General features: G+C 61.3%; 12 protein-coding genes. All 12 read right to left on the bottom strand.

Going from position 1 to position 13,838, the window contains the following annotated elements; genetic code table 11:
* Positions 1-108: 108 nt before the first annotated feature.
* Entirely contained in the window at positions 109-2,700 is a 2,592-nt protein-coding gene (locus BM400_RS06010) for a M1 family metallopeptidase (RefSeq protein ID WP_245781710.1), read from the bottom strand.
* A gap of 24 nt (positions 2,701-2,724) precedes the next feature.
* Complete coding sequence (locus BM400_RS06005; RefSeq protein WP_089837554.1) at positions 2,725-3,447, bottom strand: DUF6624 domain-containing protein; 723 nt, start codon at positions 3,445-3,447, stop codon at positions 2,725-2,727.
* Between the two features lie 10 nt (positions 3,448-3,457).
* Entirely contained in the window at positions 3,458-4,165 is a 708-nt protein-coding gene (locus BM400_RS06000; RefSeq protein WP_089837552.1) for a methyltransferase domain-containing protein, read from the bottom strand.
* A gap of 20 nt (positions 4,166-4,185) precedes the next feature.
* Positions 4,186-5,157, bottom strand: a complete 972-nt coding sequence (locus BM400_RS05995) for a glycoside hydrolase family protein (RefSeq protein ID WP_089837550.1) — start codon at positions 5,155-5,157, stop codon at positions 4,186-4,188.
* A gap of 53 nt (positions 5,158-5,210) precedes the next feature.
* Complete coding sequence (gene glk / locus BM400_RS05990) at positions 5,211-6,251, bottom strand: glucokinase (protein WP_089837548.1); 1,041 nt, start codon at positions 6,249-6,251, stop codon at positions 5,211-5,213.
* A gap of 64 nt (positions 6,252-6,315) precedes the next feature.
* A complete protein-coding gene (pgl, locus tag BM400_RS05985) occupies positions 6,316-7,101 on the bottom strand; it encodes a 6-phosphogluconolactonase (RefSeq protein WP_089837546.1) in 786 nt (261 codons plus the stop codon).
* Between the two features lie 175 nt (positions 7,102-7,276).
* Positions 7,277-8,830 carry a glucose-6-phosphate dehydrogenase gene (zwf, locus tag BM400_RS05980; protein ID WP_089837544.1) on the bottom strand — a complete coding sequence of 518 codons (1,554 nt, stop codon included), beginning with the start codon at positions 8,828-8,830 and terminating at the stop codon, positions 7,277-7,279.
* A gap of 107 nt (positions 8,831-8,937) precedes the next feature.
* Complete coding sequence (gene gnd / locus BM400_RS05975) at positions 8,938-9,957, bottom strand: phosphogluconate dehydrogenase (NAD(+)-dependent, decarboxylating) (RefSeq protein WP_089841544.1); 1,020 nt, start codon at positions 9,955-9,957, stop codon at positions 8,938-8,940.
* A 63-nt stretch (positions 9,958-10,020) separates the two neighbouring features.
* Positions 10,021-10,860, bottom strand: a complete 840-nt coding sequence (locus tag BM400_RS05970; protein ID WP_089837542.1) for an oxidoreductase — start codon at positions 10,858-10,860, stop codon at positions 10,021-10,023.
* 26 nt (positions 10,861-10,886) lie between these two features.
* The gene (rpiA, locus tag BM400_RS05965) at positions 10,887-11,564 is read right to left on the bottom strand and encodes a ribose-5-phosphate isomerase RpiA (protein WP_089837540.1); all 678 of its coding nucleotides are present in this window, start codon (positions 11,562-11,564) and stop codon (positions 10,887-10,889) included.
* 3 nt (positions 11,565-11,567) lie between these two features.
* On the bottom strand, positions 11,568-11,792 hold the full coding sequence (locus tag BM400_RS21945; RefSeq protein WP_175528890.1) for a hypothetical protein: 225 nt from the start codon (positions 11,790-11,792) through the stop codon (positions 11,568-11,570).
* A 17-nt stretch (positions 11,793-11,809) separates the two neighbouring features.
* Positions 11,810-13,801 carry a transketolase gene (gene tkt, locus BM400_RS05960; RefSeq protein WP_089837538.1) on the bottom strand — a complete coding sequence of 664 codons (1,992 nt, stop codon included), beginning with the start codon at positions 13,799-13,801 and terminating at the stop codon, positions 11,810-11,812.
* Positions 13,802-13,838 lie beyond the last annotated feature (37 nt).

Below are 13,838 nucleotides of genomic sequence, written 5' to 3'. Positions count from 1 at the left end.
TTGATTGTTCCCTTTTTCGTACTTTGGATGTAAGACAACCCAAAGAGGTTGCCCCATGTGGAATCGGTTCAGATGCCGTGTCCGTAACTGCCTTAAAACACGACAAGGCTAAGGATGCGTCGCGAGCCACCGCTCCAGTTCGGGCCTCTGGACGGCACGGCGGCGGATGCAGTCATTGATGCTGTCGATGGACTTGGCCAGTGTCCGCTCGGCAGCTTCAACATGGTGCGTCGCAAAGAAAGACGTTACCTCGTCCCGCTGCTGGACGGAGCAGAAGCTTCCCGCAGCCGCCACCACACGCACCCCAGAGTTGGTCGTGAACTGCGCGCTCACCGCCGGCCAATGTTGCTGTATGTACTGCCAGGCAATCTCGCGGGTCTTCTGCTGCTGTAGCAGTGAGGAGAAGAGAATCCACGAATCCTGGTTTCGCACCTTGCCGGACGAAGCATACTCCAATGTCCGCACGACCAGCAGCGGATCCTGAAACTTCGCCAGCGTCGTGAGCGCATCGGACTTCAGTCCCGGGTCCGTGGCGTTCTCGGCAACGTCCTGCAGCTTGTCGTAGAGAGCAGAATCGCCGTTCCGCGCCGCGACCACAACGGCGGCATCGGTCAGCGCCGGATCGAGCGGCTTCTTTCCGGCGAAGACCTCCTCGGTCAGAGTCCTCGCATCCGCAAGGATGCTTTTGTCTCCCGACACACCCAGGATGGAGAAAAGAATGGTCCGCCTAGCCTGGGTGTTGTACGGCTCCGAACGGCTAGGCTTGCCGAGCGACCGGTACACCGGTCCGAACTCGCGCAGCAGAAGCGCATCGAGATGCGCCTCCGTCTCCGGCGTGCCAGCCGTGCCCTCGATGGACTCCGTCTTCAGCAGCGCACTCTCGAGAACCGGAGCCGAGGGATCCGCCTTGAACGCAAAGGCCAGATCCAGGAAGTCGCCAACGCTTCCCTGTCCCGCGCGCATCAGGGCATATTGGTCGCCCAGCAGACCGATCCGCTCCGGCGCCGAGAGACTTGCCTCAGCGCCTGCGGTGATCGCCTTCAACTGCCCAGCAGGATAGACCGTCCGGTAGTAACCATGGTCTCCCGCATTCGCATAGAAGAACGGCGCCCCGTCCGGCACGGCCAGTTTATCCGGCGACGGGGTCAAGGGCGAGGAGATCACCGCGCACTTCTGCGTCTTCTTCTGCCCCTTCAGGCAGACCGGAATATTCCAGGCCGGAAGACGGCCAGCCACAGGCAACTCGCGCTGTGCCGAATCGAGGTAAAAGCGGCTCTGCGTCACGTTCAAGTCCTGGCCGATCGTCAGCAAGGGCACACCCGGCTGCGCCACGAAGCTCGCCATAATCTTGTCCACCGGCTGGTGCGACGTGCTGGTCTGGGCGTTCCAGAAGTCCTCCGCCGTGGCATTGCCATAGAGATGCGCCGCCAGATAGTTGTGTACGCCCTTGCGGAAGACCTCCTCGCCCAGATAGTTCTCGACCATCCCGATCACCGCGCCGCCCTTGCCGTACGTAATTCCGTCGAAGAGTTCGTTGATCTGGTCGGTTGTCTCCGTGTCCTTCGCGAGAATAGGGTGGGTCGTAGGCTGCGCGTCGAGGTTGAGCGTACTGTCGAGCGTCTTGGCATCGTCTTCCTGGAACAGCCACTCGGGATGCCACTTGGCGATCGGCTTGGTGGACATCCACGTCGCGAACCCTTCGTTCAGCCACAGATTGTCCCACCACTGCATCGTTACCATGTCGCCGAACCACTGGTGCGCCATCTCGTGCGCAACCACCAGTGCGACCCGCTTCTTTGCGTCGGTGCTCGCGGCCTTATCGACGAGCAGATCCGTCTCGCGATAGGTGATACAGCCAAAGTTCTCCATCGCACCCGCTTCGAAGTCCGGCAGGCCGATCAGATCGAGCTTCTGCATGGGGTACTTGATGCCGAAGTACTTGTCGTAATAGGTCAGGATGTATTCAGCAGCTTCAAGGGCGAAGCCGGTGTACCCGATCTTGTCCGGTGTACTGCACACTCGGATGGGCACACCATCGGCCTTCCCGGACGTGCACTGAAAGTCGCCCACCTGGAATGCGACGAGGTACGTGGACATCTTCGGCGTCGTCCCGAAGGCGAGGGTATGCTTCCCCGGTCCGGCGGGCGTGTCGGACAGCATGGGCCCATTGGCGATCACGGTGTCACCCGCATCTACCGTCAGCGACACGTCGAAGGTCGCCTTGTACGCCGGCTCATCGAAGCTGGGAAACGCCCGCCGCGCATCGGTCGGTTCGAACTGGGTCACCGCATAGTTGCGGGCCTTGGTCTTCGAAAGATAGAAACCGCGCAGCTTGTCGTTCAGGATGCCGTTGTAGGCAATCTGCAGATGAACCTGCCCTGCGGGGAGCGGCTGCGCAAAGGTGAAGGTCGCCTGATCCTTCGGCACGTCGTAACTGACCGTCGCGGTCTGGCCCCCTGCGGTGACGGAGAGGATCTGGATCTCGGCCGAGTTGAGTGTGATGGTCTTCGATGGCGTATCGAGCGTCAGGTCGATCGTTTCTGTGCCGGAGAAGGTGGCAGCCTTCAGATCTGGCGTGAGCGCAAGCTTGTAGTGCTCCGGATGCACACCGGTGGGAAGCCGCTGAGCATCGGCTGAGGAGGCAAACAGAGTTGCGGCGAACAAAACGGAGGCGCGGAGATACATGGTCGTTTCCTTCAAGAGCGGTGCGCTCCTGGCAAATGCTTACGGTTGAGGTGCCGGTGCGGACGGAGCGATGATCTGCTTCGAAATATTGAAGTGATAGATGTCGATCAGGTTCTTGCGATACACATCCATGGGAGGCAGAAGAGCCTCGGCGCGCATGCGGTCGAGCGCTCCAGGGTCCTCAACGGCGTACATCGCCATCTCCCCGTTTACCAGCTTGAACTGTGAGCCGTAGCGCTGGGGCTGGCCATGCGCGATCAGATCCTTGTCGATCACCAGCGCCAGCGCCGACCCGTCGATACGCTTCGAATCGGCGAGCGCCTCCAGTTGCGGCAGAAGCGTCCTCTGCCATGCATGATCGGCGGTGTGGGTCAGGATCAGCATCGCGGCGTTCGAGGCCTCGATACCGACCAGGTTGATGGTCGGCCAGCCATTCTTCTCGAAGATTCCCTTGAGTTCGTCGGTGAGGCTTTTGTCGATCTCGGCGAGATTGAGGGCAATCTGGGGCTGCTTGGACCCCTCGCCCGGAGCACGATGCATCCCACGGGCGTCCTGGTCATGGTCTCGCATGGACAAAAGCTCAGCACGCAGCGCGGCGTTGGTGCCGGGACCGTTGCGTTCCACCAGCATGTCGCGGCGGCGCTTCAGATCGGCCTGCCAGTCGGACGGACCAGCGGCCGACTGAGCGGCGGCAACCGGAGGAAGAGGGTTCGCAGTCAGTACGGGGGAGGGCGCAAGAAGCAGGAAAAGACCGAAGATCATGGCTTCCAGTCTATCGCCTAGGCTGAATGGAGGCGACCGTAACACGCGCCGGAAACTGCTCCGCGATCGTACACTCCGGAATCGCGGCCTCGCACGCCATCCGCTGCCAGTCTTCCATCGTAAACGCCCGCCGGATGGAGATCAGTCCGTCGGAGAGGATGACCGGATGCCACGGAGCGATGCGGCCCAACAAGCCGAACAGACGATAGGGGTTCGGGTGACGATGTAGATCGTTGACAAACCAGCCAAGCCGCGCCGTCGACTCCATCCACGCCAGAAAACGGACCACATCGGACTCCGGCAGATGGTGCGTGAAGTGCGCGCTGAGAATCACGTCGGGCTTTACCGGCGGCTGGTAGTCGAAGACGTTCGAGGCGACGTAGTCAATTGGGGGCGTGGGTTGCCGGAACTCTCGCGCAGCCTGAATCGCCCACGGATTCAGGTCGACCCCGGTCAACTCCACGGCAAGCTTCCTCCGCCGCGCCCAACCCGCAATCCGCCGCAGCATCGAGCCGTCTCCGCAGGCGACATCGAGGATGCGAAGCGGCCCCGCATGGTCAGCCGCGACGTCATCGAGAAAGGCAAGGGTAGGCCGATGCGCCAGGACGATACGGCTGACCGAATCCAGGTCGTGAAGACAACGCCGGTATTCCGGATAGGTGGCGAGGGAGTCCATCTCCTCGTCGAGGTCCGCACGGTGCGTAAAATCATGGCCCATACGCCCAGACTACGCCAAGCCTACGCTCCGGGGTTGGGTGGCCAGTGCCAATGGTGCAGATCGTCCGACCACGCAATCCCCAGCGACGCATGGTTGTCGAAGCCTCCGCGAGGGTCAGTCTCCGGATACCGCGATCCATGAAAGAACAGCAGAGCCTTCCCCACCGAGGGCTCATGCCGCAGATCCAGCACGAACGCAGCCGTCAGCCTGCCCTGCGCCCAAGGCCAGCGCTTCTGATCGAGAAAGAACGTCGGCTCGTCCCTCCAATGCTGGAGGTCTGCAGAGCGCTTCACTCCTATGCCATTGGGCGGCGCATGAAACAGCACATACTCGTTGCGATCGACGATCACGCACGGGTTCTCGCCGGCGTCGGTTCGCCCCTCCGGGGTCCACGTCTCCAGATCCGGCGAGGACGAGATACTGATGCCGTTCTGCTTATAGAAGCACCACCACTTCCCTGGCTTATCCTTGTCCGCCAGCAGGTACGGGTCGATCATCCGGCCCATCTGATCCTGCGCCACCTTCGGCCCCTTGACGCGAATGAGATAAGGCAGGCCCCAGTGCTCGAGATCGCGCGTACTCATCGTCCAGATCCTTGAGTCCTGGTTGCCATACTTCTCTCCGTGCGGCCGTGGATAGGTCTGGAAGCAAAGAATGAAGTGCGGGCCATCCTGCACGATGTCTCCTGGCGAACCAAAGTCGAGGTTCTTGCTCCGCAGCGTCAGCAGAACCGGCTTCGTCCACATCCGAAGATCGCGGCTCTCCGACTGCGCGACATAGGAGTACGCGATGCCGTTCGGCTCCGTGATCACAAGGGTAAAGAAGAGGTAGAACGTGCCTTGCCAATAGAAGGCCGCAGGATCACGGTATGCATGCGTTGCGTCGCCCGCAAATAGCACCGGAGTCTTCAACAGGGAGAGGTTCAAAGGCGATGGCTTGGGCAGAACAGCAAAAGCAGCGGCGGTTTGCAGGAAGTCGCGACGACTTGGCATATCTCATTCTCAAGAAAGAAACAACGCTGCCCAACTCTACCTGACGAAGCGTACTACGCCTTTACCAGCGAAGCCGCCCTTTCGGAGTGCCCGGAGATCTCGCCCGCCTTGATCTCCGCATACCCCGCCGCACCCAGCAGCGCGCAGGTATCGTCCAGAATAATCCGGACTGGCATCGCCTCCAGCAGGGTCGACATCCGCCCCTTGTCCAGAAAGGCCTGCATAAAGACGCCATTCTCCATCGTCTTCAGAATCTTCGGCGCGATGCCTCCGCCCATATACATTCCGCCCATCGCCAGAATCTTGAGCGCGACATTCCCGACCTCGGCTCCATAGCAGCCCGCGAAGATCTTGAGCGTCTCCGCGCACAGCTCGGACGAACCATCTTCCCCGCACTGACCGATGACCGCGTTCGGATCTTCGTGCTGCATCCGCTCCGCGAGCCAGGCCGGCTCCTCCATCCTCTGGTCGTCCTTCAGGAACGCATAGATGTTCTTGATCCCGATGCCCGAAACAACCCGCTCGGTGGACACCCGCCCCTTCAGGGTGCGCCGCAGATACTGGAGCAACGCGATCTCCTGGTCGGTGCGCGCGGCGAAGTCGACATGTCCGCCCTCGGAGGGAATCGGCGTGTGCTTCTTATCGCCGTCCCACACCAGAAGCGCCTCTCCAAGGCCGGTGCCTGCCGAGACCAGCCCGCGATGCCCCACCGCAGCCGGATCCGACTGGTGCAGGGTATAGATCGCTTCGGGAGCCAGTTCGGGGATGCCGTAGCCGTTGGCCTCGAGATCGTTGATCAAGAAGATGTGCTCAATCGAAAGGGATTTCTGCAGGTCGCGCGCGTCCAGGGTCCACGGCAGGTTTGTCAGCTTCAACCGTCCGTTGCGTACTGGCCCCGGGCATCCGAAGCAAGCTGCCTGGACGTCCTTACGTGCCGCGGAATCGTCCTTGAAGAAGTCGTTGACGATCTCGTCGAGCGAGGCAAACTCATTCGCCGGATACTTATGGTCGCGCGTCGGCGTCAGCCTGCCGTTCTCAAACTGGTACAGAGCCAGGTGGACCTTGGTACCGCCGATATCGCCTGCGAGAATCATGCTTTTGCTTGCTCCCTGTGGTGTGGAGGCTACGGTCACGACAACAACCGGTTGTTTCGCTCAACTATGAGAGGTTTAGAGTACCGGTTCCATCGACCGCCGGGGGAAGTTTCGCAGCCGCAGCCGTATCCAGCAGCAAGGTCAGCTTCCCGGAAGCAGGACGGATGATCTGCGAGGGATAGGTATCCGGCTGGTATGGCCCGGTCAGCACCGCAGCCAGAACATCGGTCTTGGCTGCGCCCTCAATCAGGAACGCCACCTTCCTCCCCTGGTTGATCACCGGCCAGGTCAGCGTAATGCGCCACGTATCCTTCTGCGGCACGTGGTTCGCGATCACGATGCGCGAGAGCTCATCCAGGCCCTCTGTATGCGGGAACAGCGAAGCTGTATGGCCGTCGTCGCCCATGCCCAGCAGGATCAGGTCGAACGTGGGAGTCTCCGCGCCTTCCAGCCGAAACGCAATCCGAATCTGCGACTCATACCGCGACGCCGCTACCTCCGGTTCGAGCTCGCCTTCCATCCGGTGAATCTGCTCCGCCGGCAGCGGCACATGGCTCAGCAGAGCCTCGTTCGTCATCTTGTAATTGGAGTCCGCATCCGTCGGCGGAACGCAGCGCTCGTCCACCCAGAACAGGTCGATCTTGGCCCACGGCACCTCGCTCAGGAACGGTTCAGCCGCCAGCAGCTTGAACATATTCTTCGGCGTGGAGCCACCTGAGATCGCAATGCGGGCGCGCCCACGATTGGTCACGGCCTCATTGGCGGTGTCGGCAAACAGCTTCGCGGCGGCCTCGGCGGTTGCGGCGGCGGTCGAGAATACGGTGTAGATGGCGGTGACGGCGCGTGGCATACGGTGCTCTCCGAATATCGTTTCCGGGCGAATCCCCCGCCCTGCCTTTTAGACCTAAAGTCTTGCTGAATCAGGGCTTGCGCCTGGACCTGCATGCTGCACCCTTTTTGGTGCAGCCACTCTCAAAAAGCGAAGGCCACGTCCGATGGATTCCAGACGTGGCCCTCCGGGTTGGCTAGAGCTTGCGCCACTTCCGTCCGTCCTTGCGCAGCAGAGCGTCCGAGGCATCCGGCCCCCATGTGCCTGCGGCGTAGTTCGGGAAGTCCTTCATCGGGTTTTTCGCCCAGTTCTCGAGGATCGGGGTGATCAGCGACCAGGTCGCCTCCACACCGTCGCGGTGCGCAAACAGCGTCGCATCGCCGAGCATGGCATCCAACAAAAGACGCTCATAACCGTTGTTCGACGAGGGACCAAACGCATCCGCGTAGCTGAAGTCCATGTCCACTGCGGCGATATCCATCGACGGCCCCGGCACCTTCGCGCCGAAGCGCAGGGTAATGCCGTCGTCCGGCTGGATGCGCATCGAGATGAAGTTCGGCTCGATGTGATCCGACTTACCCTCTTTGTTCTTGAACAGCCGCAGTGGCGGCTGCTTGAACATGATCGTCACTTCCGTGATGCGCTTCGTCATGCGCTTGCCCGCACGGATGTAGAACGGAACGCCAGCCCAGCGCCAGTTCTCGATCTCCAGCTTCAGCGCCGCATACGTCTCGGTCTGCGACTCCGGATTCACGCGATCTTCCTGGCGGTAGCCGAGGATGTCCTTGCCGTTGATATTGGCCGGACCATACTGGCCGCGCACCGTGTTCTCCGGGGCGATCGGCTGGATCGCACGCCAGACCTTAACCTTCTCGGCGCGCACAGCGGAAGCCTCGAACGAAACCGGCGGCTCCATCGCGATGAAGCTGAGAACCTCCATCACGTGGTTCTGGATGACATCGCGCAGCAGGCCTGCCTGCTCGTAGAACGGTCCACGGCCTTCGATACCGATGGCCTCGGCCGCCGTGATCTCGATGTGATCGATGTAGTTGCGGTTCCAGACGTTCTCGAAGATCGAGTTCGCGAAACGGAAGACGAGGATGTTCTGCACCGTCTCCTTGCCGAGATAGTGGTCGATACGGAAGACCTGGTCTTCGGAGAAGACCTTGTTGACTTCATCGTTGAGAGCGCGTGCGCTTTCCAGATCGTGCCCGAAGGGCTTCTCGACGATGGTGCGGACCCAGGTGGCGCGCTGTCCGGGCTTGCACGGCTCAGGCTTCGCCATGCCGTTCTCACCCAAATACTTGATGATGTCGGAGAAATACTCAGGCGCGGTGGCCAGGTAGAACAGGCGGTTGCCCTTGGTTCCGAACTTCTCGTCAATCTCTGCCAGGTAGTCCTTCAGACGCTCGTAGCCGCCGGCATCGTCGAAGTTCATGGCAAAATAACTCACCTTGGAAACAAAGGGGGCAAGCTTGGCCTCAGCCTGGTCGACGCCGCCTCCAGCGATGATGCCATCCTGCATGTCAGGGGCAAAGCTGGATTCGAGCGAGCGGCGGGCGACGCCAACAACCGCGATCTCGGAGGGCAGAAGGCCGCCCTGCTCAAGATGGTAGAGTGCGGGCAGAAGCTTGCGCTTGGTCAGATCGCCTGAGGCGCCGAAGATGACGACGACGCAGGGGTCGGGCTTGCGCTCGGAGCCGGTTGTGGGCTCGGCGCAGGGTGTTACGTGAATTTCCGTGTTGGTCATGACGCTGTTTCCTCGTGATACTGCTGAATGTTTAGAGCGTGCTGCGAGGCAATTCGATTCCGGTTTTGGGCAGGCGGGATCATGCACCCCGCCTGCTCCGTCAGGACTTAAGACTTCTTCACCGCGTGTCCGCCGAACTCATTCCGCATTACGGCGAGCATACGGTCGGTGAAGTTGTTCTCTTCGCGCGAGCGCACGCGGCGCAGCAACGACTCCGTGATTACCGGTGCCGACACGTTCAGATCGATCGCCTCGAACACCGTCCAGCGGCCTTCGCCGGAGTCCGGCACGAACGCCTCGAGACCGTCCAGGTTGATGTTCTTACGCAGCGCATCGGTGGTCAGATCCAGCAACCACGAACGCACCACCGAACCCTTCTGCCAGATGGACGCAATCTGGAGCAGGTCCAGGTCAAGCACCTTCTTGGCCTTCAGAATCGAGAAGCCCTCGGCATACGCCTGCATCAGGCCATACTCGATACCGTTGTGGACCATCTTGACGAAGTGTCCCGCACCGGACGGCCCAACGCGGCCCCAGCCCTCATCCTTACCCGGAGCCAGTGTCTCGAAGATCGGACGCAGGCTCTCAACCACCTCTTTGTCGCCACCGATCATCATCGAATAGCCTTCGCTGATGCCCCAGATACCGCCCGACGTACCGCAGTCCACGAAGCCGAAGCCCTCGGGAACCAGTTCGTCATGCCGGCGCTGCGTGTCCTTGTAGTTCGAATTGCCGCCATCGATGAAGATATCGCCCTTCTGCATCAGCGGCTTCAGCTTGGCAATCGTCTGGTCGACGGGATCGCCCGACGGCACCATGATCCAGATCGCGCGGGGAGCGCTCAGGTTCGCCACGAGGTCTTCAAGGCTGTCCACGCCGAGCGAGCCGGCAGCGGTGAGCTTGGCGGTGGCCTCCTTCGAGAAGTCGAAGCCGACAACCTTGTGTCCGGCGCGGCGGAGACGCTCCGCCATGTTGCCGCCCATCTTGCCAAGTCCAATAATTCCGAGTTCCATGATTTGTCTTTCCTTTGCGCGGAAGGCCGCGATGTCTGTGATTTCTCGATTTCGAGTTAGAACGCCACTTAAAGAGTAATTGCTAAGCGTGTCAATGGGACGTTGCGATTGCATGAAGACGTAAAACGATTGACTGCCACGGCGAAAGCCTATGGCCCCCATTGGGGAACGATTGCTTCATTTTGGAAAGTCTGCCCCGAGCGTCGTCTCTTCCCAAGCGGCGATGTCGGCTTCCACACTTTTGATCTTGGCCCGGTAACGCTCCAGCGCGAGTCTGCCCAGAAGAAGGTGCCGCGGAGGTTCGGCGGCCGACGCAGCCGCGACCATGGCTTCGATCGCCTTCTGCGGATCGCCCGCCTGCTTGCCGCCCTGCGTCTGGAAGTACTCGCGGGTCTTGCCAGCGGTCTCGGCGTAATCGGGGATCTGCACCGCCGCCTCGACGCCGGAGCGGCCCAGAAAGTCCGTGCGAAACGGTCCCGGCTCGACGATCGTCACGTGAATCCCCAGCGGAGCCAGCTCCAGACCGAGCGCCTCGGACATCCCTTCCACCGCAAACTTGGTGGCGTTGTACATGCTCCACCCTGGCAGCCCGATCAGGCCGCCGATCGACGATAGATTGAGGATATTGCCCGATCTGCGTGCGCGAAACTGCGGCAGCAGCGCCTTGGTCACATGGATCAGCCCGAAGACGTTGGTCGCGAACATCGGCTGAAGCTCGTCGTCCGAGACCTCCTCAAACGCGCCCGTCACGCCATACCCGGCGTTGTTGACCAGAACATCCACATGGCCGAAGCGCGCGAGCGCCTGCTCCACGGCAAAGGCGATCTGCTCCGGCTTCGTAACGTCCAGTTCCAGCGCAAGAAGGTTCGGAGCAGCGAGATCGGCGAGCACCTCAGGCTTGCGCGCCGTGGCAACCACCTTCGCGCCGAGGATGAGGAGATGCTGCGTAAGGAGCCGGCCGAACCCGGTGGAGGCTCCGGTGATGAACCAGACTTTACCCTGTTGCGCGTTGCTCATGGGAGGTTGATCGCTTTCGGATTGGCTTAAGGATGGAGTTCGCGGACGCCGTCTTCACCGGCAATCAGCGCGAAGGCTGCCATGTTCAGGAAGAGGCCGTGCTCCACGACGCCGACGATGGAACGAATCTGTGCCGCCAGCCTTTCGGGATCGGGGATCTCGCCGCACGCACAGTCGAGGATGTAGTTCCCCTCGTCCGTCATGCGAATGTTGCCTTCTTTGGTGTGCCGCAGCTTGCCTTCGAGACCAATTGCCGCCAGCTTCCGAACCACCAGGGGCATCGCCATCTGGATGACCTCGATCGGCAAAGGAAACCTGCCTAAATGCTCGACGATCTTGGTCGAATCCGCCACCACGATGAACTTCTTCGCAGCGCTCGCCACGATCTTCTCGCGAAGCAGAGCCCCGCCGCCGCCCTTGATCAGCGCCAGTCCGGGAGCAACTTCATCGGCTCCATCAATATAAAGGTCCAGCTCCGGAAGCTCCGGGAGGGTCGTCACGGGGATGCCCAGAGACGCCGCCAGCTTGTGGCTCGACTCCGAGGATGCCACACAGCTGATCTTCAGACCGCCCCTCACCCGCTCGCCGAGCGCATGGATGAACTGCACGGAGGTGGTTCCGGTGCCGAGTCCGACGGCCATGCCCTCTTCGACAAATTCGGCGGCGCGCAGGCCGACGAGCTTCTTCGCTTCATCTTGCGTCATGGCTTAGTCCTGGTCGTCCCAGTATTCTTCGGGGTCCGGTGGGACGGAATCTTCATAGGTGGGCTGGAGAACGGTATCGCGCTCGGGGGCCTTGGTGCCCTCAATCAGCGGGCGAACCATCTCTTTTTCGCTGGTGACCATATGCTGCTCCGTGCGGCAGAGGGTGGAAAGCTCCTCAAACCGTGAAACGTTTCCGTTTGACTCAAAGGACGAAGGGACGGGGCTCAATGCCCCGTCCCTTCTCTTTACTTCTTGACCAGCTTCTTGGCCGCTTCAACCACAGCCGAAGCCGAGATTCCCAGCTTGTCCTGCACCAGAGGTGCCGGCGCCGAGGCGCCGAAGCGATCCAGACCGATCGCGATGCCGTCGCGTCCGATGTACTTCCACCAGCCCATCGTGGCACCGGCTTCGAGCGAGATCTTCGGCACACCGTGCGGGAAGATCGACATCTTGTACTCCTCCGTTTGCTCCTCGAAGATCTTGAAGCTGGGCATCGAGACGACGGTCGCCAGAATCCCGGCTTCCTTCAGCTCCAACGCCGCCTTCATGATCATCGCGACTTCGGAACCAGCCGCAACGAGGATCACGTCCGTGCCGAAGTTCTCCAGCACATACGCGCCCTTCGAGGTTCCCTCGAACACCTTGTACTTCTCGGCGTCGAGAACCGGCAGATCCTGACGCGAAAGCGCCATGAACGAAGGCGACTTGCGGGCCAGCGCGAGGTGCCAGACAGCGGCGGTCTCGTTCGCGTCCGCAGGGCGGAAGTCAGTAAGCTGAGGGATCGCGCGCAAGCTCATCAGGTGCTCGATGGGCTGGTGCGTGGGGCCATCTTCGCCGAGACCGATCGAATCGTGCGTGAAGATATAGAGCGAGTGAGACGACTCCAACGCGCCCATGCGGAGCGCCGAACGGCAGTAGTCAGAGAAGGTGAAGAAGGTGGAGCCGAACGGAATCAGTCCGCCGTGCGACGCCATACCGTTCACAGCGGCCATCATGCCGAACTCGCGCACGCCGAAGAAGACGTTGCGGCCCTTGGGATCGACGTGGAAGCTCGGCGAATCCTTGAAGATGGTCTTGGTCGAAGCGGTCAGATCGGCCGCGCCGCCAAACAGCTCGGGAACGATCTTCGCCACGGCGTTCAGGATGACCTGGCCGGCGTTGCGGGTTGCGATGCCCTTCTCGGTCGGGAAGACGGGAATCGCCTTCTCCCATCCTTCAGCCAGCTTGCCTTCGAAGGTGCGGGTGTACTGCTCGCCCAGCTCGGGGTAGGCCTTCGAGAACGCCTCGAACTTCTCCTGCCACTCGGCCTGAGCCTTCTTGCCCTTCTCCACCGCCTCGAGCCAGTGCTTGCCAGCCTCTTCCGGGACGTAGAAGTTCTTGTCCTCCGGGAAGCCGAGGTTCTTCTTGGTCGCCTTGGTGGCTTCCGGTCCGAGCGCTTCGCCATGCACCTTGTTCGTACCGGCCTTCGGGCTGCCGTAACCGATCACCGTCCGCACGCGGATCAGCGAGGGCTTGGTCGTCTCGGCCTTGGCCTTCAGAATCGCGGACTCGATCGCCTCGAGGTCGTTGCCGTCGTCCACCATCTGCACATGCCAGTGATACGCCTCAAAGCGTTTGGTCACGTCTTCGGTGTAGCTCAGGTCGGTGGGTCCGTCGAGCGAGATCAGGTTATCGTCGTACAGCACGATCAGCTTGCCCAGATTCAGGGTTCCGGCCAGCGAGCAGGACTCGTGCGAGATGCCTTCCATCAGGTCGCCGTCGCCGCACAGGACGTAGGTGTAGTGATCAACCGGCGTGTGGTTCTCGTGGTTATAGGTGGCGGCCAGGTGCTTTTCGGCAATCGCGAGACCGACGGCCATGCCGAGACCCTGTCCCAGCGGGCCGGTCGTGACTTCGACGCCGGGGGTTTCGCCGTACTCCGGGTGCCCGGGGGTGTGCGATCCCCACTGCCGGAACGCAGCCAGTTGCGAGATCGGCAGATCGTAACCCGTGAGGTGCAGCACGCCATAGAGCAGCGCCGAAGCGTGTCCGTTCGACAACACAAAACGGTCGCGGTCGGACCAAAGCGGCTCCGTCGGGTTGTACTTCATAATCTTGTGGTACAGCAGGTAGGCGATGGGCGCGCAGCCGAGGGGGGCTCCGGGGTGGCCGGACTTGGCCGCTTCCACGGCGTCGACGGCTAGAAAGCGGAGCGTGTTGATGGCAAGCTGTGCGAGTTCTGGGCTGGTATCGCTCATTGTTTCCTCTGATCCTCTTCTCGTGTTCTCTTTGTGA

The sequence above is a fragment of the Granulicella pectinivorans genome (assembly GCF_900114625.1).
Taxonomy (GTDB): Bacteria; Acidobacteriota; Terriglobia; order Terriglobales; family Acidobacteriaceae; genus Edaphobacter; species Edaphobacter pectinivorans.
Note: the sequence above shows the minus strand (reverse complement) of the source record. Positions and strands in the feature narration are given on the sequence as shown.

Bases quoted from the DNA above. Each gene is read 5' to 3' on its own strand.
- rpiA (WP_089837540.1), bottom strand. From the start codon at position 11,564: ATGACGCAAGATGAAGCGAAGAAGCTCGTCGGCCTGCGCGCCGCCGAA.
- pgl (WP_089837546.1), bottom strand. From the start codon at position 7,101: ATGCCACGCGCCGTCACCGCCATCTACACCGTATTCTCGACCGCCGCC.
- BM400_RS05995 (WP_089837550.1), bottom strand. From the start codon at position 5,157: ATGCCAAGTCGTCGCGACTTCCTGCAAACCGCCGCTGCTTTTGCTGTT.
- zwf (WP_089837544.1), bottom strand. From the start codon at position 8,830: ATGACCAACACGGAAATTCACGTAACACCCTGCGCCGAGCCCACAACC.
- BM400_RS05970 (WP_089837542.1), bottom strand. From the start codon at position 10,860: ATGAGCAACGCGCAACAGGGTAAAGTCTGGTTCATCACCGGAGCCTCC.
- gnd (WP_089841544.1), bottom strand. From the start codon at position 9,957: ATGCAATCGCAACGTCCCATTGACACGCTTAGCAATTACTCTTTAAGT.
- BM400_RS06005 (WP_089837554.1), bottom strand. From the start codon at position 3,447: ATGATCTTCGGTCTTTTCCTGCTTCTTGCGCCCTCCCCCGTACTGACT.
- glk (WP_089837548.1), bottom strand. From the start codon at position 6,251: ATGATTCTCGCAGGCGATATCGGCGGTACCAAGGTCCACCTGGCTCTG.
- BM400_RS06000 (WP_089837552.1), bottom strand. From the start codon at position 4,165: ATGGGCCATGATTTTACGCACCGTGCGGACCTCGACGAGGAGATGGAC.
- tkt (WP_089837538.1), bottom strand. From the start codon at position 13,801: ATGAGCGATACCAGCCCAGAACTCGCACAGCTTGCCATCAACACGCTC.